This window comes from Streptomyces sp. NPDC051183, from assembly GCF_040682455.1.
Classification (GTDB): Bacteria; Actinomycetota; Actinomycetes; order Streptomycetales; family Streptomycetaceae; genus Streptomyces.
The window spans coordinates 139,256-163,147 of record NZ_JBFBBA010000005.1 but is presented as its reverse complement, the minus strand read 5'-3'; the positions used below and the strand labels follow the sequence as shown (position 1 = coordinate 163,147).

Annotated in this window: 27 protein-coding genes, 3 tRNA genes and 1 pseudogene; 24 read left to right on the top strand and 7 right to left on the bottom strand. The window is 70.9% G+C overall.

Going from position 1 to position 23,892, the window contains the following annotated elements; genetic code table 11:
• Nucleotides 1-2: 2 nt before the first annotated feature.
• From AB0M99_RS06430 to AB0M99_RS06420, 3 genes are all read left to right on the top strand, one after another.
• Nucleotides 3-75 (top strand) — tRNA-Glu (locus AB0M99_RS06430).
• Nucleotides 76-99: 24 nt separating this feature from the next.
• A tRNA-Gln gene (locus tag AB0M99_RS06425) sits at nt 100-171 on the top strand.
• A gap of 22 nt (nt 172-193) precedes the next feature.
• A tRNA-Glu gene (locus AB0M99_RS06420) sits at nt 194-266 on the top strand.
• A gap of 161 nt (nt 267-427) precedes the next feature.
• Here AB0M99_RS06420 and ndgR read toward each other — a convergent pair.
• Nucleotides 428-1,144 (bottom strand): IclR family transcriptional regulator NdgR, encoded by a 717-nt coding sequence (ndgR, locus tag AB0M99_RS06415; RefSeq protein WP_007266782.1) that lies wholly within the window; start codon nt 1,142-1,144, stop codon nt 428-430.
• A 119-nt stretch (nt 1,145-1,263) separates the two neighbouring features.
• Between ndgR and leuC the strand changes: the two genes are divergently transcribed.
• The 4 genes from leuC to AB0M99_RS06395 all read left to right on the top strand — a co-directional run bounded on the left by leuC (nt 1,264) and on the right by AB0M99_RS06395 (nt 4,467).
• Nucleotides 1,264-2,688 (top strand): 3-isopropylmalate dehydratase large subunit, encoded by a 1,425-nt coding sequence (leuC, locus tag AB0M99_RS06410; RefSeq protein ID WP_365917515.1) that lies wholly within the window; start codon nt 1,264-1,266, stop codon nt 2,686-2,688.
• Between the two features lie 3 nt (nt 2,689-2,691).
• Nucleotides 2,692-3,285, top strand: coding sequence for a 3-isopropylmalate dehydratase small subunit (gene leuD, locus AB0M99_RS06405; RefSeq protein ID WP_365917514.1), 594 nt, complete (start codon nt 2,692-2,694; stop codon nt 3,283-3,285).
• A 137-nt stretch (nt 3,286-3,422) separates the two neighbouring features.
• Nucleotides 3,423-3,650 (top strand): hypothetical protein, encoded by a 228-nt coding sequence (locus AB0M99_RS06400; protein WP_008739877.1) that lies wholly within the window; start codon nt 3,423-3,425, stop codon nt 3,648-3,650.
• A 145-nt stretch (nt 3,651-3,795) separates the two neighbouring features.
• A complete protein-coding gene (locus AB0M99_RS06395) occupies nt 3,796-4,467 on the top strand; it encodes an HU family DNA-binding protein (protein WP_365917513.1) in 672 nt (223 codons plus the stop codon).
• Nucleotides 4,468-4,760: 293 nt separating this feature from the next.
• Here AB0M99_RS06395 and cofC read toward each other — a convergent pair.
• Nucleotides 4,761-5,381 (bottom strand): annotated as a pseudogene (gene cofC / locus AB0M99_RS06390) (2-phospho-L-lactate guanylyltransferase); the annotation flags it as partial.
• Nucleotides 5,382-5,600: 219 nt separating this feature from the next.
• Between cofC and AB0M99_RS06385 the strand changes: the two are divergent.
• The 3 genes from AB0M99_RS06385 to AB0M99_RS06375 are packed head-to-tail and all read left to right on the top strand — an operon-like array spanning nt 5,601 to nt 8,557.
• Entirely contained in the window at nt 5,601-6,353 is a 753-nt protein-coding gene (locus AB0M99_RS06385; RefSeq protein WP_365917512.1) for a lysophospholipid acyltransferase family protein, read from the top strand.
• The gene (locus AB0M99_RS06380) at nt 6,350-7,360 is read left to right on the top strand and encodes an NAD(P)H-dependent glycerol-3-phosphate dehydrogenase (RefSeq protein ID WP_365917511.1); all 1,011 of its coding nucleotides are present in this window, start codon (nt 6,350-6,352) and stop codon (nt 7,358-7,360) included. Before AB0M99_RS06385 ends, AB0M99_RS06380 begins: the two co-directional genes overlap by 4 nt.
• A gap of 39 nt (nt 7,361-7,399) precedes the next feature.
• A complete protein-coding gene (locus AB0M99_RS06375) occupies nt 7,400-8,557 on the top strand; it encodes a D-alanine--D-alanine ligase family protein (protein WP_365917510.1) in 1,158 nt (385 codons plus the stop codon).
• 87 nt (nt 8,558-8,644) lie between these two features.
• Here AB0M99_RS06375 and AB0M99_RS06370 read toward each other — a convergent pair whose 3' ends face one another.
• Both AB0M99_RS06370 and AB0M99_RS06365 read right to left on the bottom strand, forming a co-directional pair.
• Complete coding sequence (locus AB0M99_RS06370) at nt 8,645-9,142, bottom strand: DUF3515 family protein (protein ID WP_365917509.1); 498 nt, start codon at nt 9,140-9,142, stop codon at nt 8,645-8,647.
• Between the two features lie 23 nt (nt 9,143-9,165).
• Nucleotides 9,166-9,399 carry an Lrp/AsnC ligand binding domain-containing protein gene (locus AB0M99_RS06365; RefSeq protein WP_214947835.1) on the bottom strand — a complete coding sequence of 78 codons (234 nt, stop codon included), beginning with the start codon at nt 9,397-9,399 and terminating at the stop codon, nt 9,166-9,168.
• A 245-nt stretch (nt 9,400-9,644) separates the two neighbouring features.
• On the opposite strand from AB0M99_RS06365, the gene AB0M99_RS06360 reads away from it, so the two are divergent.
• Both AB0M99_RS06360 and thiD read left to right on the top strand, forming a co-directional pair.
• Nucleotides 9,645-10,628 (top strand): thiamine-phosphate kinase, encoded by a 984-nt coding sequence (locus tag AB0M99_RS06360; RefSeq protein ID WP_365917508.1) that lies wholly within the window; start codon nt 9,645-9,647, stop codon nt 10,626-10,628.
• Entirely contained in the window at nt 10,625-11,425 is an 801-nt protein-coding gene (gene thiD, locus AB0M99_RS06355; RefSeq protein ID WP_365917507.1) for a bifunctional hydroxymethylpyrimidine kinase/phosphomethylpyrimidine kinase, read from the top strand. Before AB0M99_RS06360 ends, thiD begins: the two co-directional genes overlap by 4 nt.
• Before the next feature lie 118 nt (nt 11,426-11,543).
• Here the strand turns inward: thiD and rpmB are convergent, their stop codons facing one another.
• Nucleotides 11,544-11,729: a 50S ribosomal protein L28 gene (gene rpmB, locus AB0M99_RS06350; RefSeq protein WP_007266795.1), complete on the bottom strand. Its 186-nt coding sequence runs from the start codon at nt 11,727-11,729 to the stop codon at nt 11,544-11,546.
• Nucleotides 11,730-11,971: 242 nt separating this feature from the next.
• Here rpmB and AB0M99_RS06345 point away from each other — a divergent pair, with 242 nt between their 5' ends.
• The 9 genes from AB0M99_RS06345 (at nt 11,972) to mutM (ending at nt 20,932) form a co-directional block, all read left to right on the top strand.
• Nucleotides 11,972-13,645, top strand: a complete 1,674-nt coding sequence (locus AB0M99_RS06345) for a DAK2 domain-containing protein (RefSeq protein WP_365917506.1) — start codon at nt 11,972-11,974, stop codon at nt 13,643-13,645.
• Between the two features lie 26 nt (nt 13,646-13,671).
• Entirely contained in the window at nt 13,672-15,873 is a 2,202-nt protein-coding gene (gene recG, locus AB0M99_RS06340) for an ATP-dependent DNA helicase RecG (protein WP_365917505.1), read from the top strand.
• Between the two features lie 44 nt (nt 15,874-15,917).
• Entirely contained in the window at nt 15,918-16,496 is a 579-nt protein-coding gene (rsmD, locus tag AB0M99_RS06335; protein ID WP_365917504.1) for a 16S rRNA (guanine(966)-N(2))-methyltransferase RsmD, read from the top strand.
• Nucleotides 16,497-16,510: 14 nt separating this feature from the next.
• On the top strand, nt 16,511-16,990 hold the full coding sequence (gene coaD, locus AB0M99_RS06330; protein ID WP_365917596.1) for a pantetheine-phosphate adenylyltransferase: 480 nt from the start codon (nt 16,511-16,513) through the stop codon (nt 16,988-16,990).
• A 103-nt stretch (nt 16,991-17,093) separates the two neighbouring features.
• Nucleotides 17,094-18,134, top strand: coding sequence for an ATP synthase F0 subunit B (locus AB0M99_RS06325; RefSeq protein ID WP_365917503.1), 1,041 nt, complete (start codon nt 17,094-17,096; stop codon nt 18,132-18,134).
• A gap of 138 nt (nt 18,135-18,272) precedes the next feature.
• A complete protein-coding gene (locus AB0M99_RS06320; protein ID WP_365917595.1) occupies nt 18,273-18,920 on the top strand; it encodes a DUF177 domain-containing protein in 648 nt (215 codons plus the stop codon).
• Nucleotides 18,921-18,922: 2 nt separating this feature from the next.
• Nucleotides 18,923-19,096 carry a 50S ribosomal protein L32 gene (gene rpmF / locus AB0M99_RS06315; RefSeq protein ID WP_003965982.1) on the top strand — a complete coding sequence of 58 codons (174 nt, stop codon included), beginning with the start codon at nt 18,923-18,925 and terminating at the stop codon, nt 19,094-19,096.
• A gap of 19 nt (nt 19,097-19,115) precedes the next feature.
• Nucleotides 19,116-19,976, top strand: coding sequence for a ribonuclease III (rnc, locus tag AB0M99_RS06310; protein WP_365917502.1), 861 nt, complete (start codon nt 19,116-19,118; stop codon nt 19,974-19,976).
• Between the two features lie 86 nt (nt 19,977-20,062).
• Complete coding sequence (mutM, locus tag AB0M99_RS06305) at nt 20,063-20,932, top strand: bifunctional DNA-formamidopyrimidine glycosylase/DNA-(apurinic or apyrimidinic site) lyase (RefSeq protein ID WP_365917501.1); 870 nt, start codon at nt 20,063-20,065, stop codon at nt 20,930-20,932.
• Here the strand turns inward: mutM and AB0M99_RS06300 are convergent.
• A complete protein-coding gene (locus tag AB0M99_RS06300; RefSeq protein WP_365917500.1) occupies nt 20,905-21,309 on the bottom strand; it encodes a helix-turn-helix domain-containing protein in 405 nt (134 codons plus the stop codon). The two genes, mutM and AB0M99_RS06300, sit on opposite strands and share 28 nt — an antisense overlap.
• A gap of 108 nt (nt 21,310-21,417) precedes the next feature.
• On the opposite strand from AB0M99_RS06300, the gene AB0M99_RS06295 reads away from it, so the two are divergent.
• The gene (locus tag AB0M99_RS06295; RefSeq protein ID WP_365917499.1) at nt 21,418-22,020 is read left to right on the top strand and encodes a flavodoxin family protein; all 603 of its coding nucleotides are present in this window, start codon (nt 21,418-21,420) and stop codon (nt 22,018-22,020) included.
• 26 nt (nt 22,021-22,046) lie between these two features.
• Here the strand turns inward: AB0M99_RS06295 and AB0M99_RS06290 are convergent, their stop codons facing one another.
• Nucleotides 22,047-22,901 carry a CAP domain-containing protein gene (locus AB0M99_RS06290; RefSeq protein WP_365917498.1) on the bottom strand — a complete coding sequence of 285 codons (855 nt, stop codon included), beginning with the start codon at nt 22,899-22,901 and terminating at the stop codon, nt 22,047-22,049.
• Nucleotides 22,902-23,044: 143 nt separating this feature from the next.
• Here AB0M99_RS06290 and AB0M99_RS06285 point away from each other — a divergent pair, with 143 nt between their 5' ends.
• Entirely contained in the window at nt 23,045-23,326 is a 282-nt protein-coding gene (locus tag AB0M99_RS06285) for an acylphosphatase (protein WP_365917497.1), read from the top strand.
• A gap of 349 nt (nt 23,327-23,675) precedes the next feature.
• Nucleotides 23,676-23,891: a hypothetical protein gene (locus AB0M99_RS06280; protein WP_031144198.1), complete on the top strand. Its 216-nt coding sequence runs from the start codon at nt 23,676-23,678 to the stop codon at nt 23,889-23,891.
• Nucleotide 23,892 lies beyond the last annotated feature (1 nt).

The following is a 23,892-nucleotide window of genomic DNA, read 5'->3' as shown; positions in this document are numbered from 1 at the left end:
GGGCCCCCGTTGTGTAGCGGCCTAGCACGCCGCCCTCTCAAGGCGGTAGCGCCGGTTCGAATCCGGTCGGGGGTACAGTGTCTAGTTGGTCTAGACCATTGGGCTATAGTGTAATTGGCAACACGAGGGTTTCTGGTTCCCTTATTCTAGGTTCGAGTCCTGGTAGCCCAGCGCAGTACCGCAGTAACAGCTAGCCCCCGTTGTGTAGCGGCCTAGCACGCCGCCCTCTCAAGGCGGTAGCGCCGGTTCGAATCCGGTCGGGGGTACGCACAGAAGAGGCCCTCCGCGATCATCGCGGAGGGCCTCTTCGCTTTGCCCCGAGGGCACATGAGTACGGGCCCGGAGGCGCGCGTCAGGACGTGTGCGGCGTCGTACGCGCCCCCGGGCCCGGGGGAGTGGTGGGAGGTCGGACGGGCCGGCCGCCGGCTCAGCCGGAGCGGCGCAGCGCCTCGGTGAGCCGGGCGGCCGCGTCGATGACGGCCTGGGCGTGCATCCGGCCCGGGTGGCGGGTGAGCCGCTCGATCGGCCCGGAGACCGACACGGAGGCCACCACGCGGTTCGAGGGCCCGCGCACCGGCGCCGAGACGGAGGCCACGCCGGGCTCCCGCTCGCCGATCGACTGCGCCCAGCCGCGGCGCCGTACGCCCGAGAGCGCCGTCGCCGTGAAGCGCGCACCCTGCAGGCCGCGGTGGAGCCGCTCGGGCTCCTCCCACGCCATCAGGATCTGAGCCGCCGAACCGGCCTTCATCGGGAGCGTGGAGCCCACCGGGACGGTGTCCCGCAGGCCCGACAGCCGCTCGGCGGCCGCCACGCAGATGCGCATGTCGCCCTGACGCCGGTAGAGCTGCGCGCTCTCGCCCGTCACGTCCCGGAGGTGGGTGAGCACCGGTCCGGCCGTGGCCAGCAGGCGGTCCTCGCCGGCCGCGGCGGCGAGCTCCGCCAGCCGCGGTCCGAGGATGAACCGGCCCTGCATGTCCCTCGCCACCATCCGGTGGTGTTCCAGTGCCACGGCAAGGCGATGTGCCGTGGGTCGTGCGAGCCCTGTCGCCGCGACCAGCCCGGCGAGGGTGGCCGGACCGGACTCCAGTGCGCTCAATACCAGAGCTGCCTTGTCGAGAACGCCGACGCCGCTAGAGTTGTCCATGAAACGATATTCGCGTCTCACACTGTGAAACGCAAGTTCAATTTTTCCAAGAACCAGCGAGTCTGTATGTACGGGTCCACGAACCACTGGGTCCGGGACGGTGAGCCGGAGGGAAAGCGATGGGTAGGACACTCGCGGAGAAGGTCTGGGACGACCATGTCGTCCGGCGCGACGAGGGCGAGCCCGATCTCCTCTTCATCGATCTGCACCTGCTGCACGAGGTGACCAGCCCCCAGGCCTTCGAGGGCCTGCGCCAGGCCGGCCGCAAGGTCCGACGCCTCGACCTCACCATCGCGACCGAGGACCACAACACCCCCACCATCGACATCGACAAGCCGATCGCGGACCCGGTCTCCCGGGCCCAGCTGGAGACGCTGCGCAAGAACTGCGCCGAGTTCGGTGTCCGTCTGCACCCGCTGGGTGACGTGGAGCAGGGCGTCGTCCACGTAGTGGGACCGCAGCTGGGCCTGACCCAGCCGGGTACCACCGTGGTCTGCGGCGACTCGCACACCTCCACGCACGGCGCCTTCGGCGCGCTGGCCTTCGGCATCGGCACCAGCCAGGTCGAGCACGTGCTGGCCACCCAGACGCTGCCGCTGGCCCGCCCCAGGACGATGGCGATCACCGTCACCGGCGCGCTGGCCGAGGGCGTCACCGCCAAGGACCTGATCCTGGCGATCATCGCCAAGATCGGCACCGGCGGCGGCCAGGGCTACATCCTGGAATACCGCGGCGAGGCCATCGAGAAGCTCTCGATGGAAGCCCGCATGACCATCTGCAACATGTCGATCGAGGCGGGCGCCCGCGCCGGCATGATCGCCCCCGACCAGACCACCTTCGACTACCTGGAGGGCCGCGACCACGCCCCCCGGGGCGCCGACTGGGACGAGGCCGTCGCGTACTGGAAGACCCTGCGCACCGACGAGGACGCGGTCTTCGACGCCGAGGTCGTCATCGACGGCGCCGCGCTGTCGCCGTTCGTCACCTGGGGCACCAACCCGGGCCAGGGCGCGCCCCTGTCGGCCAACGTCCCCGACCCGGCTTCGTACGAGGACGCTTCGGAGCGTCTGGCCGCCGAAAAGGCCCTGGAATACATGGGGTTGACCGCCGGGCAGCCGCTGCGCGACATCAAGGTCGACACCGTCTTCGTAGGTTCGTGCACCAACGGCCGCATCGAGGACCTGCGGGCCGTGGCCGATGTCATCGGCGGCCGCAAAGTCGCCGACGGCGTACGGATGCTGGTGGTACCGGGCTCCGTCCGGGTCGCGCTGCAGGCCGTGGAAGAGGGCCTGGACAAGGTCTTCAAGGAGGCCGGCGCCGAATGGCGGCACGCGGGCTGCTCGATGTGCCTGGGCATGAACCCCGACCAACTGGCCCCCGGTGAGCGCTCCGCGTCCACCTCCAACCGCAACTTCGAGGGCCGGCAGGGCAAGGGCGGTCGTACCCACCTGGTCTCGCCGCAGGTGGCCGCCGCCACCGCGGTACTGGGCCACTTGGCCTCTCCCGCCGACCTGTCCGAAGCCACCGCGACCGCCGGAGTCTGAACCATGGAAGCCTTCACCACCCACACCGGCCGGGCCGTACCGCTGCGCCGCGGCAACGTGGACACCGACCAGATCATCCCGGCCCACTGGCTGAAGAAGATCACCCGCGACGGGTTCGAGGACGGGCTCTTCGAGGCCTGGCGCAAGGACCCGGAGTTCATCACGAACCGGCCCGAGCGCGCGGGGGCGACCGTCCTGGTCGCGGGCCCCGACTTCGGCACCGGCTCCTCGCGCGAACACGCCGTCTGGGCCCTGCAGAACTTCGGCTTCAAGACGGTCATCTCCTCCCGGTTCGCCGACATCTTCCGCGGCAACTCGCTGAAGAACGGTCTGCTGACCGTCGTCCTGCCGCAGGAGACCGTCGAGCAGCTGTGGAAGCTGACCGAGGCCGACCCGACCGCCGAGGTCACCGTGGACCTGGTCGCCCGCCAGGTCCGAGCCGAGGGCGTCGAGGCGGAGTTCGAACTCGACGACAACGTCCGCTGGAGGCTGCTGGAGGGTCTGGACGACATCTCGCTCACCCTTCAGAACGAAGCGGACATCGCCACCTACGAAAGCGCCCGGCCGGCCTTCAAGCCGCGCACGATTCAGGTCTGATTCCTGCCTGATCAGCGCTTATTCACCCTTGGGTGATCACACCGGCAACACTGTGCCCCCTGCCTTCCGGCAGGGGGCACAGCCGTTTGTTGAGGCCCCGTGAGGCGACAACTCGCCCCAGATGGCACAATCTGTGCATGGAACGCGACAGTCAACTCGAGCTCTACGAACTCGTCGCGGACCGGTTGAAAGAAGCACACACAAGGGTGCGCACGCTGCAAGTCCCGGAGGGCGTAAGGATGGCGCTGTCCCGGAAGCTGTTGGTCGTCACGGCCGCGGCGAAGCACGATCTCGCCGATGCGGCAAGGCGCCTGGACAGGTTGATGAAGGACCTCGACGAGGGTCGATTCCCTGAAGGCGACTGATGCGAAGGAACTCCGTAACGACCTACAACGTTGCGGCACTAGGGTGATTAGCCCGTTTCGTGTTTGATTTGCGGTATATATCCGCCTAACGTGCGAAATAAGCTTGAACACATTCGTTCTGGCGAAGTCTCCGAAGGGGAAGACGTTGAACAAGGCGCAGCTCGTAGAAGCGATTGCCGACAAGCTGGGCGGCCGTCAGCAGGCCGCGGACGCTGTCGACGCGGTACTGGACGCGATCGTCCGCGCGACCGTCGCGGGCGACCGGGTCTCGGTCACGGGCTTCGGCTCGTTCGAGAAGGTCGACCGCCCGGCCCGTTACGCCCGCAACCCCCAGACGGGAGAGCGCGTCCGGGTCAAGAAGACCTCGGTTCCCCGCTTCCGCGCGGGCCAGGGCTTCAAGGACCTGGTCGCCGGCACCAAGAAGCTCCCCAAGGGCGGCGAGGTCTCGGTGAAGAAGGCGCCCAAGGGCAGCCTCACCGGTGGCGCTTCCGCGACGGTCAAGAAGGCCGCGGCCAAGAAGGCCACCACCGCCAAGAAGGCCGCGGCGAAGACCGCGGTCGCCAAGAAGGTCACGGCGAAGAAGACCACCGCGACCGCGAAGAAGGCCGTCGCCAAGACCGCCGTGGCGAAGAAGGCCGCGCCGGCCGCGAAGAAGGCCACGGTCAAGAAGGCCGCCGCGACGGCGAAGAAGACCACCGCGACCGCCAAGAAGACGGCTCCGGCCGCCAAGAAGGCCACCGCGAAGACCACCGCGCCCGCCAAGAAGACGGCGACGCGCAAGGCCACCGCGAAGAAGACCACCGCCCGCAAGAAGTAGGGGCACGAGTCACACGCGCCGGGCCGGCTTCCCCTGGAGGGGGAAGCCGGCCCGCGGTGCGTTCTTGCAGGTGGGGAAGGCAGGCCTCAGAAGGTCTGCAGCGTGACCAGGGTGATCCGAAGGCCGGCGCCCTCGCCGTCCGTCTCGATCCGGACCCGCTGGCCCGGGCGCAGCAGCCGCAGGCCGCCCGCGTCGAACGCAGGTGCCTCGAAGGGCACCGGGGTGCCGTCGTCCAGCAGCACACTGCCGCTGCGGGTCTGGGAGTCGTACGTGTACGCGGTCGCCTGCATACGGGCACTGTATCGGGCTGTGTGACGCCCCACACCAAGGGTGAGGGCGGTCCGCAGGTCCGCACCCGTGTCCACGTCCCGGCGCACGCTGTCGACGCCCGCCAGGGCCATTTCCACCGCCCCGGAGGCCGAATGCCGGGCCCGGGACGGTCCGCCGAACGACGGGGCCAATTCCACGTCCGGCGCAGCGGAAAGCAGGGTCGTCCCGATTCCCGCCGCATCGGCCAGAAATGCCCGGGGGAATACCGCCGCCGCATCGAGCACGCGTAGCAATTCCGGAGGCCGCAGCGCGGGCAGATCCGCGTTCATCGCGGCCACCGCCGCCCGCGGCCGGCCCGCGCGTATCGCCCGCGCCCCGTGGACCAGCGCCGCGTTGAGCCCGGAGCCCGGCGCGTCCGGCACGATCCGCGCTCCCAGCCGGGCCAGTTCCGCCCCGGCCGCCGCGTCGTCCGTGACGACGACCACATCCGCGACCGCCGCGCAGGCCAGCGCCCCTGCCACGGTGTCCTGCGCGAACGCCAGCGCGAGCGCCGGGCGCCAGGCGCCGACGGCCTGCGCGAGCCGGCTCTTGGCCAACGCCAAGGGCTTCAGCGGGACCACCAGGCTCCAGGCGGCGTTCGTCACGGACCCCTACCCTCCGGTGAGCTCTCGCACATGCGCAGGCCATGGTCAGGTCATGGCCGGGTCATGCCTCGGCCCATTGTCACTCCCGGCCGGGCGACCCGGGGGACCGGTGCCCTGAGCGGGGCGTACGGTGTTCTCGACAGAGACCGGACCCGGGGCGACACTTGTTCGGCCCCGAGGTGCCCCAGCCGCGCACCGGTCGTAGAGGAAGGTGTCCGAGTGTCCCGCCGCAGAATCGGCTTCTGGTACCGCCTGGCGGCGGTCATCGCAAAACCGCCGCTGGTAGTGCTCTTCAAGCGGGACTGGCGGGGAATGGACCACATTCCGGCCGAGGGCGGATTTATCACCGCCGTCAATCACAACTCGTATCTGGACCCGCTCTCCTACGCGCACTTCCAGTACAACACCGGCCGAGTGCCCCGATTGCTCGCCAAGGCGGCCCTCTTCAAGGTGCCTATTGTCGGCGCCATCCTGCACGGCAGCGGGCAGATCCCCGTCTACCGGGAGTCCACCAACGCCCTGGACGCATTCCGGGCCGCCGTGGACGCGATCGAGGCCGGCGAATGCGTGGCCTTTTACCCGGAAGGCACCCTCACCCGCGACCCCGACATGTGGCCGATGGCCGGCAAGACCGGCGCCGCCCGCGTCGCGCTGATGACAAAGGCCCCCGTCATTCCGGTGGCCCAGTGGGGCGCGAATCTCGCGATGCCCCCGTACGCCAAGGAGAACAAGCTCAGCCTGTTCCCGCGCAAGACCCTCCAGGTGATCGCCGGACCGCCCGTGGACCTCTCCGCGTTCTACGACAGGGAACCCACCCCGGAGGTCCTCAAGGAGGTCACCGAGGTCATCATGGCGGCCATCACCGGGCTGCTGGAGGAACTGCGGGGCGAAACCGCGCCCGCGCAGCCGTACGACCATCGCAAGGCCAGGGCCGAACAGCGGCGCAAGGCCGCGGGGGAGGGCAAGAAGTGACACGTCCCGTGAAGGCAACCGTCTTCGGAACCGGATCCTGGGGCACGGCCTTCGCCGTCGTGCTCGCCGACGCCGGCTGCGAGGTGACCCTCTGGGGCCGCCGTCAGGAGCTCGTCGACGCCATCAACACCGGCCGGACCAACCCGGACTACTTCCCGGACGTCCAACTCCCGGAGAACATCCGCGCCACCACCGACCCGGCCGCGGCCGCGGCCGGCGCCGACTTCACAGTCCTCGCCATCCCCTCCCAGACCCTGCGCGAGAACCTCGCGGCCTGGGCGCCCCTGCTGGCCCCCGACACGGTGCTCGTCTCCCTCATGAAGGGCATCGAACTCGGCACCGCCAAGCGCATGAGCGAGGTCATCGAAGAGGTCGCCAAGGTCCCCGCCGAGCGCATCGCCGTCGTCACGGGCCCCAACCTGGCCCCCGAGATCGCCGCCCGGCAGCCCGCCGCCTCCGTCGTCGCCTGTGTGGACGAGGCCGTGGCCCGGCGCCTCCAGGCCGCCTGCCACACCGCGTACTTCCGCCCGTACACGAGCACCGACGTCATCGGCTGCGAGCTCGGCGGCGCCGTCAAGAACGTCATCGGCCTCGCCGTGGGCATCGCCGACGGCATGGGCCTGGGCGACAACACCAAGGGCTCCCTCATCACCCGCGGACTCGCCGAAGCGACCCGTCTGGGCGTCGCGATGGGAGCCGACCCGCTCACCTTCTCCGGCCTCGCGGGCCTCGGCGACCTGGTCGCCACCTGCTCCTCGCCGCTCTCCCGGAACCACACCTTCGGCACCAACCTCGGCCGCGGGATGACCCTGGAGGAGACCATCGCGGTCACCCGGCAGACCGCGGAGGGCGTCAAGTCCTGCCAGTCGGTGGCCGATCTCGCCCGCCGCCACGGGGTCGACATGCCGATCACCGACACCGTCGTCGACATCGTCCACCACGGCAAGCCCACGCTGGTCGCGCTGAAGGAACTCATGGCGCGCAGCGCCAAACCGGAACGGCGCTGACTCCTTTCCGGACGTCTGAGCGGGTACCCTCGTGGCGATATGAGCAGCGAGAACCTCCCCCAGACCCCTGAGCAGCAGGGCCGCAAGCCCCGCGTGGCCGTCGTGTTCGGCGGCCGCAGCTCGGAACACGCCATCTCGGTCGTCACGGCGGGCGCCGTGCTGCGCTCCATCGACCGCTCCAAGTACGAGGTGCTGCCCATCGGCATCACCACGGACGGCCGGTGGGCGCTGACCGCCGACGAGCCCGCGCGGATGGCCATCGCCGACCGAAAGCTCCCGAACGTCGAGGAGCTCGCCGACTCCGAGGACGGCTCCGTCGTGCTCTCGGTCGACCCCGCCCGCCGCGAGGTCGTCTACACCGAGCCGGGCGCCGTTCCCAAGGCCCTGGGCGAGGTCGACGTCGTCTTCCCCGTACTGCACGGCCCGTACGGGGAGGACGGCACCCTGCAGGGCCTCCTGGAGCTGTCCGGCATCCCGTACGTCGGCTCGGGCGTCCTCGCCTCGGCCGTCGGCCAGGACAAGGACTACATGAAGCGGGTCTTCACGTCCTTCGGGCTGCGCGTCGGCCCGTACGTGACCATCCGCCCCCGCGAGTGGGAAGCGGACCGCGACGCCGCCCGCGGCCGGATCCTGGACTTCGCCGGCGAACACGGCTGGCCGCTGTTCATCAAGCCCGCCCGGGCCGGCTCCTCCATCGGCATCACCAAGGTCGACGACGCCTCCGCCCTGGACGCAGCGGTCCGCGAGGCCCAGCGGCACGACCCGAAGATCATCGTGGAGGCGCTGCTGCGCGGCCGCGAGATCGAGTGCGGAGTGCTGGAGTTCGAGGACGGTCCGCGCGCGAGCGTGCCCGCCGAGATCCCGCCGGTCTCCAGCCACGACTTCTACGACTTCGAGGCGAAGTACATCGACTCCGCCTCCGGGATCGTGCCCGCGCCGCTCACCCCCGAGCAGACCGCCGAGGTCCAGCGGCTCGCGATCGAGGCCTTCGAGGCAGCGTCGTGCGAGGGTCTGGTGCGAGCCGACTTCTTCCTGACCGAAGACGGCACCTTCGTCATCAACGAGATCAACACGATGCCCGGGTTCACCCCCATCTCCATGTACCCGCGGATGTGGCAGGAGTCGGGCATCGAGTACCAGGAACTGGTGGACCGCCTGATCCAGGCGGCCCTGCGCCGCTCCACCGGGCTGCGTTAGGCCGTCCGGCCGGATTCCGGGACCAACGCCGACCGCCCGCCGGGGAAATCCCGGCGGGCGGCGGTGTGAGCGGGTCCGGTCGGGGCCTCAGTACGAAGAGATCCCCACCGGTACGGTCCTGGCGATGGCGGCGGACAGCCCGACCAGCATCCCGGCATCCGTGGCATGCTCCTTGTCGACCCGGACCTCCGTGTACGCCAGGCGCGCGCCGGTGGTGAACCGGAACCCCCCGTCGTCGCCCTGCTTCTCCAGCAGCCAGCCGACACCGTTGACCTCGACGCCGTCCTGCTCCGGATCCCACATCTTCGCGGGCTTGGGGATACCGCACCGCAGTACGATCGCCGAGCCGCCCCAAGCGGCGGTCAGGTCGGACTCCGGTTCCACCGGGGTCCGCGCCAGACCGGCCACCGTTTCCGGGAGCTCCTTGTGCAGCGCCGCACAGAGCCCCGCGACGTCGGCGGGCGGTGCGGGCGGCGGAGTCACCCGGGCCCCGGAACCGCCCACGGTGCAGCCCGCGACGGACAGGACGACAGCCAGTGCGGGCAGTACGGCGAGCAGACCAGGGGGCCGGTGGTGGAGGCACATCACCGGCCAAGCGTAGACGGGGGCTACAGATGGACCACGGGGCAGGTCAAGGTGCGGGTGATCCCCTCCACCTGCTGGACCTTGGCCACGACCATGCGACCGAGTTCGTCCACGGTGTCGGCCTGGGCGCGCACGATCACGTCGTACGGGCCCGTCACGTCCTCGGCCTGGATCACCCCCGCGATCTGGGCGATGGACTCGGCGACGAAAGACGCCTTGCCCACCTCGGTCTGGATAAGGATGTACGCCTGTACCACGGAACCTCCAGGGCGGCCACGAGGATCATTTCCCCTAACCTTCGGGTGGGCCCCACACGATCGGCGGGGCCGGGGGAAGAAGGGACGCCACGGTACCGCGTCGCCGAGCGCCGCGGGGAGACCTGCGAGCCCGGCACCACGCACGGCGGGGCGTACGGAGAGCAGAAGTTGACGTATCTGTTGACGGTACCCAGAGCTGTGACGGCTCGCGACCGCAAGCGGACTGGGCAAGAAGGGGCACAGCGATGAAGGGCACTGTGGGCGAGCTGGGGGAGTTCGGGCTCATTCGGGAGCTCACCTCACGGCTCACCACCACCCCGGCGGTCCGGCTCGGGCCGGGCGACGACGCCGCGGTGGTGTCGGCCCCCGACCGGCGGGTCGTGGCGAGCACCGACATCCTGCTGGAGGGCAGGCACTTCCGGCGCGACTGGTCCACGGCCTACGACGTAGGCCGCAAGGCCGCCGCGCAGAACCTGGCCGACATCGCCGCCATGGGCGCGGTGCCGACCGCGCTGCTCCTCGGCCTCGTCGTCCCGGCGGAACTGCCGGTCACCTGGCCCACCGAGCTGATGGACGGCATCCGCGACGAGTGCCAGGTCGCCGGCGCGGCCGTGGTCGGCGGGGACGTCGTCCGCGGCGACACCATCACCGTCGCCATCACCGCCCTCGGCGACCTGCGCAACCACGAGCCCGTGCTGCGCTCCGGCGCCCAGCCCGGCGACGTCGTGGCCGTCACGGGCTGGCTGGGCTGGTCGGCGGCCGGTTTCGCCGTCCTCTCGCGAGGCTTCCGCTCCCCGCGGGCCTTCGTGGAGGCCCACCGGCGGCCCGAGCCGCCGTACCACGCGGGCCCCGCGGCCGCCGGACTCGGCGCCACCGCCATGACCGACGTCAGCGACGGCCTGATCGCCGACCTCGGGCACATCGCCGAGGCCAGCAAGGTACGGATCGACCTGCGCACGGCGGCCGTCGACATCCCGACGCAGATGCACGACATCGGGCAGGCCGTCGGCGTGGACCCGCTGCAGTGGGTGCTCACCGGCGGAGAGGACCACGCGATCGTGGCCACCTTCCCGCCCGACGTGAAGCTCCCGGCCCGCTGGAAGGTCATCGGAGAGGTGCTCAACCGCTCCGCGCTGCCCCAGGTGACCGTGGACGGCGCCCCTTGGACCAGCGGCGGCGGCTGGGACCACTTCGGCGGCGAGCCGGCCGCCGAGGAGACACCGCGATGAGCGGCGCCCCGCCGCTCTGCCTGACCGTCGCCGGATCCGACTCCGGCGGCGGCGCGGGCATCCAGGCCGACCTCAAGACCATGCTGGCCCTCGGCGTGCACGGCATGAGCGTGCTCACCGCTGTGACCGCCCAGAACTCCCTGGGGGTCACAGGGGTCTGGGAGCTGCCCGCCGAGGCCGTGAGGGCCCAGTACAGGGCCGTGGCGGACGACATCGGCGTACAGGCCGTGAAGACGGGGATGCTGTCCTGCGCCGCTCTGGTGGAGACCGTCGCCGAACTGCTGGCCGGCACTGGTGCCCCGGCCGTCGTGGACCCGGTGGGCGTCTCCAAGCACGGGGACGCGCTGCTCGCCGCCTCGGCGCTGGACGCCGTACGCAAGGAGCTGCTGCCGCGGGCCACCGTGGCCACGCCCAACCTGGACGAGGTCACCCAGCTCACCGGTGTGGTGGTGGAGACCGAGGACGACATGCGGCGGGCGGCCGAAGCGGTCCTCGGCTTCGGGCCGCGCTGGGCGCTGATCAAGGGCGGCCACCTGGCGGCGCACGGGGACGAGGCCGTGGACCTGCTGACGGACGGCGCCGACGAGCTGTGGCTGCGCGCTCCCCGGCACGACAACCGGCACACGCACGGCACGGGTTGCACCCTGGCCAGCGCCGTCGCGGCGGGCCTGGCGAAGGGCCTCGCCGTCCCGGAGGCCGTCACGGCGGCGAAGTCCTACGTCACCGGCGCCATCGCCGCCGGCTTCGCGCTGGGCGGCGGCATCGGCCCGGTGGACCACGCCTGGCAGTGGCGCTGAGAGCAGGCTCCGCCACGAGCCCCCGCGCCGGCCCCGGACAAGGCAAAAGGCCGGTTCACCAAAGGTGAACCGGCCTTCTTGGCAACCGGAAAGGGCTGCGCTACGACGACGGGAGGCGTCAGCGCGAGACCTTGCCGGCCTTGATGCACGAGGTGCAGGCGTTGAGGCGCTTCGGCGTCCCATTGACCACGGCACGAACGCGCTGGATGTTCGGGTTCCAGCGACGCGAGGTGCGGCGGTGCGAGTGGGAGATGTTGTTGCCGAAGCTCGGCCCCTTGGCGCAAACGTCGCAGTTGGCAGCCACAGGTCACTCCAAAGACTTCAGATGCAATTACAGTGAAATCCGGCGCACCGGAATCAGAGATCTGAAGTGGCTTGCCGGACGAATGGCCCGACTCTCGACGGGCAACCTGAGCAGCATACAACGACTGCTTCGGTCCAAGAAAACTACCATGTCCGCCACCCGTCCCGCCCCGGGGTCCCGACCTCCCGGCCGGCCTTCGTTACCCTGCGGTGAACCCTGGCCCGCACAAGGAGGAACGCCCGGTGGCGCACGAGCCGCAGTCGCACCCCCTCGATGAGCGCGACGAGCGCGACGAGCTCGACGCCGAAGCGGTGCGCACCTGGAGCTCGCTGGCCCTGGCCGCACTGGGCCGGGCCCGCGAGGACATCGACGCGATCAACGTCTACCCCGTCGCGGACGCCGACACCGGCACCAACCTCTACCTCACCGCCGAGTCCGCCGACCGCGAGCTGCGGGCCGCCGTCGGGACCGTGACCGAGGCCACAGCCCCGGCCGCCCCCCTGTCGGCGGCCGTACGCGCCTACGCGCACGGTGCCCTCATAGGCGCCCGGGGGAACTCCGGGACGATCCTGGCGCAGCTGTTGCGCGGCGTGGCCGATGTGCTCGGCGACGAGCCGGGCGGCCGCGGGCCGGGCCGGCTGCTCGCCCAGGCGCTGACCCGGGCCGCCGAGGAGGCCTACCAGGCCGTCGCGCACCCGGTGGAGGGCACGATGCTCACCGTCGCCGCCGCGGCCGCGCGGGCCGGGGAGGCCGCCGGGGCCGCTGCCGGGACCGCGGTGGACGTGGCCCGGGCGGCCTACGACGGGGCCCGCGCGGCCCTGGCCGAGACCCCGGGGCAGCTGGCCGAGCTCGGGCGGGCCGGGGTGGTCGACGCCGGGGGCTGCGGGCTGGTCGCCGTACTCGGGGCCCTGTGGCAGGCCCTCTCCGGCCAGGAGCCGGCCCCCGAAGCGGTGCGCGGGCGGGCGGTGCCCGTGCCGCGGCCGCCGGAGCCGTGCGCGCAGGAGCAGGAGGGGCCCGCGTACGAGGTGGTCTATCTGCTGGAGGCCGGCGAGGCGGCGGTGGGGGACCTGCGGACGCGGCTCGACGGGCTCGGCGACTCCCTGGTGGTCGTCGGCGGCGACGGCCTGTGGAACGTCCACGTCCACGTCGACGACCCCGGCGCGGCCGTGGAGGCCGGGGTGGTCGCCGGCCGGCCGTACCGGATCCGCATCACCCACTTCGGCGACGAGCGGCGCCGGGCCCGGGGCGAGCGCGCCCAGCGGGCCGTGGTCGCCGTCGTCCCGGGCGAGGGACTGGCCGGGCTGTGCGGGGAGGCGGGCGCGACCAGCGTGCTCGCCCGCCCCGGGGAACCGCCGACCGTCGCCGAACTGCTCGACGCCATCCGCCGGGCCCACGCCCGCGAGGTGGTGCTGCTCCCGGGCGGCGCCGACCTGCGCGCGGCCGCCCTCGCCGCCGCCGAGCAGGCCCGCGCCGACGGCGTACGGGTCGCCGTGGTCCCCACCCGGTCGGCGGTCCAGGGCCTGGCCGCCCTCGCCGTGCACGACCCGGACGGCAGCTTCGACGAGGACGTGGTCGCCATGACCGCGGCGGCCGGCGCCACCCGGTACGCCGAACTGGCCGTCGCGGAGCGGCAGTCCTTCACCTCGGCCGGCATCTGCCAGGCCGGCGACGTGCTCGGGCTCATCGACGGGGACGTCGCCGTCATCGGCGCGGACCTGCCGCAGACCGCGGAAGCCGTACTGGCGCGGATGCTCGGGTCCGGCGGCGAGCTCGTCACCCTGGTGCTGGGCCCCGAGGTGCCCGACGCGCTCGCCGAGCGCCTGGAGGCGTACGTCCAGCACGGGCACCTGGCCGTGGACACCGTGACCTACCGGGGCGGGCGTTACTCGGCGCCCCTGCTCATCGGGGTGGAATAGCGGGCTTGTCGGCGCCATGGTGTGCAATGGAACACGTGCCCGCGCTCGACGAAGACCTCAAGAAGACGCTCGGCCCCGCCACCGCGAAGGTGCTGGCCGAACAGCTCGGCCTGCACACGGCCCTGGACCTGCTGCACCACTACCCCCGGCGGTACGCCGAGCGCGGCGAGCTGACCTCGCTGGCCGAGCTCGCCGACCAGATCGACGAGCACGTGACGGTCGTCGCACAGGTCGCCGACGCCCGGCTGCTGACCTACCAGGGCAGCCGCGGCGGCGGCAAGCGGCTGGAGGTGACCATCACCGACGGCAGCGGCCGGCTCCAGCTCGTCTTCTTCGGTGCGGGCGTCCACAAACCGCACAAGGAACTGCTGCCGGGCAGCCGTGCGATGTTCGCGGGCAAGGTCTCGAAGTTCAACCACAAGCTCCAGCTCGCGCACCCGGCGTACGAGCCGCTCGGCGCGGACGCCTCCGACCGCGACGCGGCCACCGCCTTCGCCAACCAGCTCATCCCGATCTACCCGGCCTGCGCGAAGCTGGAGTCCTGGAAGATCGCCAAGTGCGTGGACGCGCTGCTGCCCACGGCGCAGGAGGTCGTGGACCCGCTCCCGGACGCCCTGCGCGAGGGCCGGGGGCTGGTCCCGCTCACCGAAGCCCTGCTGAAGATCCACCGGCCGTCCACCAAGGCCGACATCGACGACGCCCGCCAGCGCCTGAAGTGGGACGAGGCCTTCGTCCTCCAGGTCGCCCTGGCCCGCCGCCGGCACGCCGACTCCCAACTGCCGGCCGTCCCCCGCCGCCCCGCCCCGGGCGGCCTCCTCGACGCCTTCGACGCCAAACTCCCCTTCACCCTCACCGAGGGCCAGGAGAAGGTCTCGAAGGAGATCTTCGACGACCTCGCCACCAGCCACCCCATGCACCGCCTCCTCCAGGGCGAGGTCGGCTCGGGAAAGACGATGGTGGCCCTGCGGGCCATGCTCGCCGTCGTGGACTCCGGGGGGCAGGCCGCGATGCTCGCGCCCACCGAGGTGCTCGCCCAGCAGCACCACCGCTCCATCACCGAGATGATGGGCGAACTCGCCGAGGGGGGAATGCTCGGCGGCTCCGACCAGGGCACCAAGGTCGTGCTGCTCACCGGCTCCATGGGGATGCCCGCGCGGCGCAAGGCGCTGCTCGACCTGGTCACCGGCGAGGCCGGGATCGTCATCGGCACCCACGCCCTGATCGAGGACAAGGTGCAGTTCCACGACCTCGGCCTGGTCGTGGTCGACGAGCAGCACCGCTTCGGCGTGGAGCAGCGCGACGCGCTGCGGTCCAAGGGGAAGCAGCCCCCGCACCTGCTGGTGATGACCGCGACCCCGATCCCGCGCACGGTGGCGATGACCGTCTTCGGCGACCTGGAGACCTCCGTCCTCGACCAGTTGCCCGCCGGGCGCTCGCCGATCGCCACCCACGTGGTGCCCGCCAAGGACAAGCCGCACTTCCTCGCCCGGGCCTGGGAGCGGGTCCGCGAGGAGGTGGAGAACGGCCACCAGGCGTATGTCGTCTGCCCGCGGATCGGCGACAGCGAGGACGAGCCGAAGAAGAAGGGCTCCGCCGAGGACGACGCCGAGAAGCGTCCGCCGCTCGCCGTCCTCGACATCGCCGAGCAGCTCACGCGCGGGCCGCTGGCCGGGCTGAGCGTCGAGGTGCTGCACGGGCGGATGGACCCCGCCGACAAGGACGACGTCATGCGCCGCTTCGCCGCCGGCGAGGTCAAGGTGCTGGTCGCCACCACCGTCATCGAGGTCGGGGTGAACGTCCCGAACTCCACGGTCATGGTGATCATGGACGCGGACCGGTTCGGCGTCTCCCAGCTGCACCAGCTGCGCGGCCGCGTCGGCCGCGGCTCCGCACCGGGCCTGTGCCTGCTGGTCAGCGAGATGCACGAGGCCAGCCCCGCCCGGGCCCGGCTCGCCGCCGTCGCCGCCACCCTCGACGGCTTCGAGCTCTCCCGCATCGACCTGGAGCAGCGCCGCGAGGGCGATGTCCTCGGCCAGGCCCAGTCCGGCGTCCGGTCCTCCCTGCGCATGCTCGCCGTCATCGAGGACGAGGAGGTCATCGCCCAGGCCCGGGAGGAGGCCACCCGCGTGGTCCTCGCCGATCCCGAGCTGGCGGGCCTGCCCGGCCTGCGGACCGCGCTGGACGCCCTGCTGGACACCGAGCGGGAGCAGTTCCTGGAGAAGGGCTGACAATGGGGGTGCCCGTTGTCCCCCGAGGATTGAAGGACCCCCAGATGACCCGCGTGATCGCCGGCAGCGCCGGCGGGCGACGACTGGCCGTGCCCCCGGGCACCGGCACCCGGCCGACCTCGGACCGGATGCGCGAAGGCCTCTTCTCCACCTGGGAGTCGCTGCACGGCGTCGACGGGGCCCGCGTGCTCGACCTCTACGGGGGCTCCGGCGCCGTCGGCCTGGAGGCCCTCTCCCGCGGCGCCGCCCACGCCCTGCTGGTCGAGGCCGACGCCAAGGCCGCCAAGGCGATCCGGGACAACATCAGGACGCTGGGCCTGGCCGGAGCCGAGTTCCGGGCCGGCAAGGCCGAGCAGATCGTCTCGGTCCCGGCCGGCGGGGACCCGTACGACATCGTCTTCCTGGACCCGCCCTACGCCGCGGACCACGCGGAACTCCGCGAGATCCTCCTCACACTCCGGTCCAATGGCTGGCTCACCGACGATGCGCTCGTCACCGTGGAGCGCAGCACCAGGAGCGGCGCCTTCCCGTGGCCCGAGGGCTTCGAGCCGCTCCGGTCGCGGAAGTACGGCGAGGGCACCCTTTGGTACGGTCGCGCCGCCTTCACCAGCGAAAACTCATGAACGAGGGAGTTCAGTTGCGCCGCGCCGTCTGTCCGGGGTCCTTCGATCCCATCACCAACGGACACCTCGACATCATCGGACGCGCCTCCAGGCTCTACGACGTCGTGCACGTCGCGGTGATGATCAACCAGTCGAAGCAGGGCCTGTTCACCGTCGAGGAGCGGATCGAGCTGATCCGCGAGGCGACGTCCGACTACGGGAACATCGAGGTCGAGGCCTTCCACGGGCTGCTCGTCGACTTCTGCAAGCAGCGGGACATCCCGGCCATCGTCAAGGGCCTGCGCGCCGTCAGCGATTTCGACTACGAGCTCCAGATGGCCCAGATGAACATGGGCCTGTCGGGCGTCGAGACCCTGTTCGTGCCGACGAACCCCACCTACAGCTTCCTGTCCTCCTCCCTGGTCAAGGAGGTCGCGGCATGGGGCGGCGACGTCGCCCACCTGCTGCCCGCGCATGTGCACGCGGCGCTGATCGAGCGCCTGGCGAACCGCTGACGCACTGACGGTGCGTCAGGCGGTGTCGGGCCCCCGCCCCGTGGCCTTAAAGTCGTCCCGTCCGTCTCAGGAACCGCCCGAGGCCGAGAGAGTGCGAGCCCCCATGGACGTGCAGAAGAAGCTCGACGAGATCGTCGCGGCCGTCGGCGGCGCCCGGTCCATGCCCATGTCGGCCTCCTGCGTGATCAACCGTGCCGAGCTGCTCGCGCAGCTCGAAGAGGTGCGCCAGGCCCTGCCCGGCTCGCTCGCGCAGGCGCAGGAGCTGATCGGCGGCCGGGAGCAGATGGTCGAGGAGGCCCGCCGGGAGGCGGAGCGGATCATCGAATCGGCGCACACCCAGCGCGGTTCGCTGATCTCCGACACCGAGGTCGCCCGGCGCTCCCAGGACGAGGCGGACCGGATCCTGGCGGAGGCCCGCCGGGAGGCCGAGGAGATCCGCGCCGAGGCCGACGACTACGTCGACAGCAAGCTCGCGAACTTCGAGGTCGTGCTGACCAAGACCATCGGATCGGTGGACCGCGGCCGCGAGAAGCTGCTGGGGCGCGGCCCGGGCCTGGACGACCAGGGCTTCCCCGACGCGGAGGCGCCCGAGCGCAGCCACGACCCGGAGACGCAGCGTCAGCAGGCCGACGCGTACGTGGACGGCAAGCTGGCGACCTTCGAGGCGGTGCTCGCCAAGACCCTGGAGGCCGTCGGCCGGGGCCGCCTGAAGCTCCTCGGCCGGGTGCCCACCGACGATCTCGGCGCGCACATCGCGGCCCAGGACGCGGCGGGGGTGCCGCAGTCCCGCTCCGCGAGCGACGCGGACTTCCTGGCGGGGCTGGCCGAGCCGGAGCCCGTGCAGGTGCCGATCCCGGCCCAGCACGAGCCGGCGTACGACGCCTATGCCTACCAGCAGCCGCAGCAGCAGCCCCAGCAGCAGGACGGGTACGCCTACCAGGGCCACCAGGACCCCTACGCGGGGTACCAGCAGCAGCCCGACCCCTACGCGGGCTACCAGCAGCAGCCGGACCCGTACGCCGCGTACCAGGACCCCCAGCAGGTCCAGCAGCAGCCCCAGCAGCCTTCGCTCGACGAGACCAGCTTCTTCGACACGAGCATGATCAACCTGGACCAGCTGCGCCAGTACGAACAGGGGCGCTAGGCCCGGATTGGGCTCAGAGCGAAGCGGCGGGTATCCTGGCTCTTCGGTCGCGCGTATGCACCGCGATCTGTGCTGCCCTTGGGTGCGGCACACACAGCATTTTTTGATCTTCAGCGATCCGCGAAAGCAGGAACAGCCCTGAACACCCGCCTCGACCACCGCAACCCCCTCGTGTTCGACACGCACGAGCTGGGTCGGCGTCCTGGTGCCATGCAGCGGCTGTCCCGTGAGATCGCGGCTCCTGCGGACCTCGGTCTCGCAGGCGTCATCGGGGTACCGGAAGGCGCCCCGCTGAAGCTCAACCTCCGCCTGGAGTCGGTCATGGAAGGGGTGCTTGTCACAGGCACCGCCCGTGCATCGGCCACCGGGGAATGCGTAAGGTGTCTGGAGGCCGTCGAGCGAGAGCTCAAGGCGGACTTCCAGGAGATGTTCTCGTACCCTGACGCCGACGACCGGAACCGCTCCAAGGCGGAGCCGGCCGACGACGCCGAGGACGACGAGGACATGCTCTTCCTCGAGGACGGCTTGTTCGACCTCGAACCCGTGCTGCGCGACGTGGTGGTGCTCGCACTGCCGCTGCAGCCGGTGTGCCGGGAGGACTGTCTCGGACTGTGCCCCGATTGCGGGCTCAGCCTGAACGACGACCCGGAGCACCACCATGACGCCGTCGACATCCGTTGGGCGGCATTGCAGGGACTCGTCACCGATCAGGGCGATGAGAAGGACAACATGAGCGGCACTGCGTCTGACGGAGTTCAGAGCGCCGCCGAGAAGCAGGAGAAGTAGCCGTGGCTGTTCCGAAGCGGAAGATGTCGCGCAGCAACACGCGCCACCGCCGGTCGCAGTGGAAGGCTGCGGTCCCCACCCTGGTTTCGTGCGAGCGTTGCCAGGAGCCGAAGCTCCAGCACATTGCGTGCCCGAGCTGCGGCACCTACAACAAGCGCCAGGTCCTCGAGGTCTGAGCGGCTGGTGAGAGGCGCAATGTCTGAGCTGTCCAACGCTGAGAAGCAGGCAGACAGTAACAACGCGGCCTCGTCCCACACGCTTCTGGAAGGGCGGCTCGGGTATCACCTCGAGTCCGCCCTTCTGGTGCGTGCACTGACCCACCGTTCGTACGCGTACGAGAACGGCGGTCTGCCCACCAACGAGCGGCTGGAGTTCCTCGGGGACTCCGTGCTCGGCCTGGTGGTCACGGACACGCTGTACCGCACCCACCCCGACCTGCCGGAAGGCCAGCTGGCCAAACTGCGGGCCGCGGTGGTCAACTCGCGCGCACTGGCGGAGGTCGGGCGTGGCCTCGAACTCGGTCTCTTCATCCGGCTCGGCCGGGGCGAAGAGGGCACGGGTGGCCGGGACAAGGCCTCCATCCTCGCCGACACCCTTGAAGCGGTGATCGGCGCGGTCTACCTCGACCAGGGCCTCGACGCGGCCTCGGAGCTGGTCCACCGGCTCTTCGACCCGCTCATCGAGAAGTCCTCGAACCTCGGTGCCGGCCTGGACTGGAAGACCAGTCTCCAGGAGCTCACGGCGGCCGAGGGTCTCGGAGTTCCGGAATACCTGGTCACCGAGACCGGTCCGGACCACGAGAAGACGTTCACCGCTGCCGCCCGCGTCGGTGGTGTCTCGTACGGCACCGGCACCGGCCGCAGCAAGAAGGAAGCCGAGCAGCAGGCGGCGGAGTCCGCTTGGCGCGGCATCTCCGACGCCGCGAACGAGCGGATCGCGGCTGCTGCCGCGGCTGCCGCCGCCGTCGCGGTGGAGGTCCCGGCTCCGGCCGAGGCCGATGCCGAGGCCAAGGACGACGGGGCGCCGACGCCCGCCGATCCGACGCCGAGTGCCTGAGGCATTCCTCGCAGTGACCCCGCCGCACACCTGTGCGGCGGGGTTTCGCGTTCCCGTTTCGCGCCCATCACCCGGAGGAGACCGCCGTGCCCGAGCTGCCCGAAGTCGAAGTGGTGCGGCGGGGACTTGAGCGCTGGGTGGCCGGGCGCACCGTCGCCTCCGTCGAGGTGCTGCACCCCCGGGCCGTACGACGGCACCCCGGGGGCGGTGCGGACTTCGCGGCGCGGCTCCGCGGGGAGACCATCGGTGTTCCGCAGCGGCGCGGCAAGTACCTCTGGCTGCCCCTGCTGGGGCGGGACCTGTCGGTGCTCGGGCACCTGGGGATGAGCGGGCAGCTGCTCGTGCAGCCCGAGGACGCGCCGGACGAGAAGCACCTGCGGATCCGGGTGCGGTTCGGCGATGCGAGCGGGACCGAGCTGCGCTTCGTGGATCAGCGGACCTTCGGCGGGCTGTCGCTGCACGAGGTCGCCGCGGGCAGCACCGACGGGCTGCCCGACGTCATCGCGCACATCGCCCGGGACCCGCTGGATCCGCTGTTCGACGAGGGCGTCTACCACCTGGCGCTGCGGGCCAAGCGGAGCACGGTGAAGCGGGCGCTGCTGGACCAGTCGCTGATCAGCGGGGTCGGCAACATCTACGCGGACGAGGCGCTGTGGCGCGCCAAGCTGCACTACGAGCGCCCCACCGCCACCCTCACGCGCCCCCGGAGCGCGGAACTCCTCGGCCACGTCCGGGACGTCATGAACGCCGCCCTGGCGGTGGGCGGTACGAGCTTCGACAGCCTCTACGTGAACGTGAACGGGGAGTCCGGGTACTTCGACCGCTCGCTCGACGCCTACGGGCGCGAGGACGAGCCGTGCCGGCGCTGCGGTACCCCGATGCGGCGCCGGCCCTGGATGAACCGGTCCAGCTACTTCTGCCCGCGCTGTCAGCGGCCGCCGCGCGCGGCGTCGTAGGACTCCCGGGCGCCCAGTACCTGCGGCATGTTCCCCTCCAGGAAGTGGATGAGCGCGAGCAGCCGGTCGGCGACCTCGATGCCGAGCGGGGTCAGCTCGTAGTCCACGCGCGGCGGGTTGGTCGGCTGCGCCTCGCGGTTGACGATGCCGTCGCGTTCCAGCGCGTGCAGGGTCTGGGAGAGCATCTTCTCGCTCACGCCGTCGACGCGGCGGCGCAGTTCGTTGAACCTGCACGGGCCGTCGCGCAGGGCGCCGACGGTGAGGCTGCCCCAGCGACCCGTGACGTGCTCAAGGGTCTCCCGGGACGGGCAGGCGCGTCCGAAGACATCGAACGGTAGTTCGAGGCTGGCCGTTTCGCTACAGGCAGGGGTCTCCATGGGGTACAGCGTACCTCCGTGCAGCGCTAACCAGGGGGTTGCGCTTTCTAAAAGTTAGTGCTTTTCTTTCCTCATCACCAAGCAGTGCTTTTGAGGGAGAGATCAGCCTTGTCCGGTACCACGCACACCCCCGTCGTTTCGATCGCCTACCACTCCGGCTACGGCCACACCGCCGTCGTCGCCGAGGCCGTCCGGGCCGGTGCCGCCGACGCCGGGGCCACGGTCCACCTGATCAAGGTCGACGAGATCGACGACGCGCAGTGGGAGCTCCTCGACGCGTCCGACGCGATCGTCTTCGGCTCCCCGACCTACATGGGCACCGCCTCGGGCGCCTTCCATGTGTTCGCCGAGGCCACCTCGAAGCGCTGGTTCGGCGACGTGTGGCAGGACAAGGTCGCCGCGGGCTTCACGAACTCCGCGTCCAAGAGCGGCGACAAGGGCCACACGCTGGGCTACTTCCAGACGCTGGCCGCGCAGCATGGCATGAGCTGGGTCAACCTGGGCCTGAAGCCGGGCTGGAACTCCAGCAGCGCCTCCGAGCACGACCTCAACCGCCTCGGCTTCTTCGACGGCGCCGCGGCCCAGACCAACTCCGACGAGGGTGTGGAAGCGGTCCACAAGGCCGACATCGCGACCGCCGAGCACCTCGGCCGCCGCGTCGCCGAGCACACCCGCGTCGTCATCGCGGGCCGCGCGGCCCTGGCTGCCTGACTGACCGGGTCCGGGTCGCGAAGGCTCTAGAAGCCGAAGTCCTGGGTCCACCACGGGCCGCCGGCGGCGAAGTGGGCGCCGACGCCCAGCGTCCGGAACTCGCAGTTGAGGATGTTCGCCTTGTGGCCCGGGCTGTCCATCCAGGCCTTCATCACGGCAGCGGCGTCGCCCTGGCCGCGGGCTATGTTCTCGCCGCCGAGGCCCGAGAGGCCGGCCTTGGTGGCCCGGTCCCACGGGGTGTTGCCGTCGGGGTCCGTGTGGTCGAAGAAGCCCCGGGTCGCCATGTCCTTGCTGAAGGCCCCGGCCAGCGCCGCGAGCGGCGGGTTCGCCCGTACGGGACCGCATCCGGCCTCGGCGCGGACCTGGTTCACCAGGGCCACGACGGCGGCCTCCTCCGCGGAGTGGCCGTCCCCGGGCACCGGCGGCTCGACCGGCTTGGACGGCTTCGGGGCCGCCGGCTTCGACGGGGCGGGGGCCGAGCTCCTCTCCGGCTCCGGCTCCTTCGTGGAGGGCGAGGGGCTCGGAGTTGCCGACGGGGTGGGCGTGGGCGAGGGCGAAGGGGAAGCCGACGGGGACGGGGAGCCCGCGGCGGTGTCCGGGGCGTTCGACGCGCGGCCGGAGAGGTTGGCCAGTCCGCCCTGCTGCTCCACCGAGCTGCCCGGGCTCGGCGAGGCCTTGTCGCCGGCCCCGGCTTCCGTCTTCGTGTCGGAGCCCGAGCCCGCGACGCCGACGTACGGGAAGGACGCGCCGACCGGCACGATGCCGGTGGTGACGGCCGCGGTACCGAGGACCACGGCCACGGAGACGCCGAGCAGGCCGGTGCGTACGGCGGTGCGGCGCTTTCCGCGGCCGGGCGCGGCGTGGAGTCGGTGGCGTCCCATCGCGGCGTGCCTTCCTTGCAGGGGTTAAGATCAAGATCGATCTCCACTCACCCGAAAGGGTGAGGTCATTGCTGCGCGACTGTACGCCATGGGACCAGGGGGGCGACGTGCCCCAAAAGTCTTTGCCCGGTTAGCGTTCACGCATGAACGAAGACGTGCGGCTGACCGCGTGGGTGCGCGGTCGTGTACAGGGAGTGGGCTTCCGCTGGTTCACCAGGGCGAATGCCCTGGAGATCGGCGGCCTGGCCGGCTTCGCGCTCAACCTCGACGACGGCCGAGTGCAGGTGGTCGCCGAAGGTCAACGTGAGAATTGCCACCGGCTGCTCGACTGGCTGCGCTCCGCCGACACGCCCGGGCGGGTGGACGGGGTGACAGAGATCTGGGGTACACCGCGCGGTGGCTACGACGGGTTCGCGATCCGGTGACCGATCGACTGATCATGTACTGAACAGATCTCCCGATGGTGCGCACATGGTCGGATCTGCGCATTCATCGCCGACGCGTTGCCGAGTCGAGCGATCCGTGGAAGGCTCGGAGACGAGGATGATCTCCACGCCCCTTGCGGGGGCCGGGATGCCCGCCGATACGGGGCGTGATCGTGTTGACCGTCAAACTTTTTGGTGAGACGCTGGAAGCCCCGCGCACCTGAGCTGTTTGGCAGTGTTGGCAGTACTAAGCGCAGTGACTGACAGTCGCTGTCGGACATCCGCGGGTGCGATTCCCTCACGACCCACACCGCTTCGGTCGGTCACTCAGTGTGGAGGACCATCCATCATGGCAAAGGCGCTTCTCGGTTACGTCGGCGGTTCCGACCCGCGACTCCTCGCCGAGATGCGACGGCTTCAGCAGCGCGTCCAGGACCTCGAGTCCGAGCTCGTACGGATTCAGTCCGAAAACGACGCGCTGAACGCGGCCGCCGCTCAGCACGGAGACTCGCTGCTGGACAGCATCGACATCGACGTACCCCAGGCGGAGCCTGCGCTCACCTGAT

Excerpts from the sequence above, each read along its gene's own strand:
- leuC (WP_365917515.1), top strand. The coding sequence starts at position 1,264 with ATGGGTAGGACACTCGCGGAGAAGGTCTGGGACGACCATGTCGTCCGG.
- rsmD (WP_365917504.1), top strand. The coding sequence starts at position 15,918 with ATGACCCGCGTGATCGCCGGCAGCGCCGGCGGGCGACGACTGGCCGTG.
- AB0M99_RS06290 (WP_365917498.1), bottom strand. The coding sequence starts at position 22,901 with ATGGGACGCCACCGACTCCACGCCGCGCCCGGCCGCGGAAAGCGCCGC.
- ndgR (WP_007266782.1), bottom strand. The coding sequence starts at position 1,144 with ATGGACAACTCTAGCGGCGTCGGCGTTCTCGACAAGGCAGCTCTGGTA.
- AB0M99_RS06285 (WP_365917497.1), top strand. The coding sequence starts at position 23,045 with ATGAACGAAGACGTGCGGCTGACCGCGTGGGTGCGCGGTCGTGTACAG.
- AB0M99_RS06370 (WP_365917509.1), bottom strand. The coding sequence starts at position 9,142 with ATGTGCCTCCACCACCGGCCCCCTGGTCTGCTCGCCGTACTGCCCGCA.
- AB0M99_RS06375 (WP_365917510.1), top strand. The coding sequence starts at position 7,400 with ATGAGCAGCGAGAACCTCCCCCAGACCCCTGAGCAGCAGGGCCGCAAG.
- AB0M99_RS06280 (WP_031144198.1), top strand. The coding sequence starts at position 23,676 with ATGGCAAAGGCGCTTCTCGGTTACGTCGGCGGTTCCGACCCGCGACTC.
- AB0M99_RS06300 (WP_365917500.1), bottom strand. The coding sequence starts at position 21,309 with ATGGAGACCCCTGCCTGTAGCGAAACGGCCAGCCTCGAACTACCGTTC.
- thiD (WP_365917507.1), top strand. The coding sequence starts at position 10,625 with ATGAGCGGCGCCCCGCCGCTCTGCCTGACCGTCGCCGGATCCGACTCC.
- recG (WP_365917505.1), top strand. The coding sequence starts at position 13,672 with ATGGAACACGTGCCCGCGCTCGACGAAGACCTCAAGAAGACGCTCGGC.
- AB0M99_RS06360 (WP_365917508.1), top strand. The coding sequence starts at position 9,645 with ATGAAGGGCACTGTGGGCGAGCTGGGGGAGTTCGGGCTCATTCGGGAG.
- AB0M99_RS06400 (WP_008739877.1), top strand. The coding sequence starts at position 3,423 with ATGGAACGCGACAGTCAACTCGAGCTCTACGAACTCGTCGCGGACCGG.
- leuD (WP_365917514.1), top strand. The coding sequence starts at position 2,692 with ATGGAAGCCTTCACCACCCACACCGGCCGGGCCGTACCGCTGCGCCGC.
- rnc (WP_365917502.1), top strand. The coding sequence starts at position 19,116 with ATGTCTGAGCTGTCCAACGCTGAGAAGCAGGCAGACAGTAACAACGCG.
- AB0M99_RS06325 (WP_365917503.1), top strand. The coding sequence starts at position 17,094 with ATGGACGTGCAGAAGAAGCTCGACGAGATCGTCGCGGCCGTCGGCGGC.